This window comes from Nostoc sp. CHAB 5715, from assembly GCF_020829685.1.
Lineage (GTDB): Bacteria > Cyanobacteriota > Cyanobacteriia > Cyanobacteriales > Nostocaceae > Nostoc.
In genome coordinates, this window is the sequence record NZ_JAIVFR010001164.1 from 1 (window position 1) to 2,094 (window position 2,094).

1 protein-coding gene and 1 pseudogene are annotated in these 2,094 nt (G+C 39.8%); one reads left to right on the forward strand and one right to left on the reverse strand.

Annotated elements, in window-relative coordinates; genetic code table 11:
* The first annotated feature begins 116 nt into the window (after positions 1-116).
* Complete coding sequence (locus LC574_RS37240) at positions 117-1,322, forward strand: DMT family transporter (RefSeq protein ID WP_229458641.1); 1,206 nt, start codon at positions 117-119, stop codon at positions 1,320-1,322.
* 235 nt (positions 1,323-1,557) lie between these two features.
* On the opposite strand, the pseudogene LC574_RS37245 reads toward LC574_RS37240, so the two are convergent.
* A pseudogene (locus LC574_RS37245) lies at positions 1,558-2,094 on the reverse strand (phospholipid carrier-dependent glycosyltransferase); the annotation flags it as partial.

Genomic DNA, 2,094 nt, shown 5'->3' on the forward strand with positions numbered 1-2,094 from the left:
AGATATGGCTAAGTATACACCCTTTTTCCTTATACACGCGATCGCCTGTCTGCTTGTGAGTACCAATCCATCCACATTGCTATTTAATCACACTTGAGTATTACCCAGCAAAATTAATGGGACAGACCAATAGCCTTGCCAAGTTTTCCTCTGTGGTTGTCTCCTTGGTGCATCTGTTAGAGCCAGTATTTAGTGGCATTTTCGCTCTTGTAATATTTTCTGAAAAATTAACTTTCTCAAATTGGGTAGGTTTTGCTGTAGTTTTAATGGGTTTATACTTAGCCATATCTAGCCAAGCTGCTGTTAATTTGCCGTTTCAGGAATCAGTCAAAACTATAGTTAATACTTTCGTTAAAAGTATCACGACCAAACTGTTGTTACTACAACAATTCTCCGAAACACCAGCTTTATTAGGAAGTGTCTCATTATTTATTGCCCTAATTCCCATATCTTTAGCACCATCTCTGGCAAAATTGTGCGAACAAGAAATTGGTGCAAATGCTGTAGGATTTCATCGCAGCTGGATCGCCGCAGTCTTCTTTGGGCTGTGGAATGGACTTGAGGCTTTGCGCCGCCAACAATCTGATCGTCAACCTATAGAACAGAAGCCTTTTACAAAACAGGACATGTGGCTGTTATTGGCAATGGGAACTGCTGCAACAGCCTCCCTGTTGTTGTGGGCTTGGTCGCTAAGTCAAACTAGCGTTGCTAACGTGGCTTTACTGTCTAATTTGAATCCCTTATTTGTTGCTGCGGCTGGGTATCTGTTATTAGGTCGGCGCTTCGATAACAGATTTGTTATTGGTATGGTCATAGCGCTTTTAGGAGCGATCGCCTTTGAACTTCATAAGATGCAATTTGCAACTGATCAAATACTTGGTGATGTGCTAGCACTTCTAACCGCAGTTTTTATTGCCACCTATTTGCTGCTGATAGAACAACTCCAAACCCGATTTACTACCGCAACCATAATGCTCTGGCGTTGTGGTGTGACTACAATGTTTCTGTTGCCTATCCTCCCATTCATCGAAGAGAGATTGTTTCCCTATTCTTGGATGGGGTGGTTTTTCATCATTTTTCAAGCTCTTTTTTGCCAAGTGTTGGGTCAGGGACTTGTAACTTATAGCCTCAGCAGACTCTCCTCAGGCATCGTCGCCGTTACCCTTCTCCTCAATCCAGTCCTGGCTTCCATTTTCGCTTGGTTCATTTTTTCAGAACAAGTAGGTTTGTTTGACTGGGTGACTTTTGCCGTAGTTTTAGCGGGTATCTATCTAGCCCAATCTAGCCAATCCACTGTTCAAGTAACGAACGAAGGCTCGTAGTACCATGACTGCTAGTAAAAGTTCATTTATCTATCTGCAAAGATGAATATAAGGAAAATTTTTTGGCTAATGGCTTATTTTTTGTCATAGCAATGTGGCTATTTAGCAGGCTTCTATAGCAATCCTATTTGAGTTGTAAAAATTATCGAACCGCCAAGACGCCAAGAGCGCCAAGAGGAGAAGGAGAGAAGTTTACAAATCATTTAGGACTGCTATAATAGCCATCTTGGTATAATTAATTTTTGATAATCAGTGTAAATTCGTTAGCTGCTCCTACAATTTTGCTACCAGTTAAATTCATTTGCTGTAAAGCCTCATTGTCTAATAGCAAATAAGATTTATTAGATAACATTTCTTGTAAAATTGGCACAGTTGCAGCAGTTACCTTGCAATCGCTGTAAAAGTCTAAACTAGGACGATCATAAGCAAAAGAAGTATAAATTTGTGTTCCTGGTGAAATATTTGCCCGAATTAATTCCGCTACTGGTTTAACAGGAAAAGCTTCATTCAATTCCCAAATCCATGATTGCGAACTCATCAACAGTGCTAAAACTAAGTACATCCCAGAAAATAACACTGAAATAAAGTTGCGATCGCGCTGTTTAACTAGCCATGCTGCGATGCCCATACTTATTGCCAAAACAATGCTCATGACTATTAAAATAGGTTCTTTTTTCATAAAAAAGTAAACACAACCTCCTAAACCAGCAATAGAAATAATAGCCAAAAATATTGTCAAACTTCGCACCTCAAAATGACCATACTGCCAAAT

Bases quoted from the DNA above. Each gene is read 5' to 3' on its own strand.
- LC574_RS37240 (WP_229458641.1), top strand. From the start codon at position 117: ATGGGACAGACCAATAGCCTTGCCAAGTTTTCCTCTGTGGTTGTCTCC.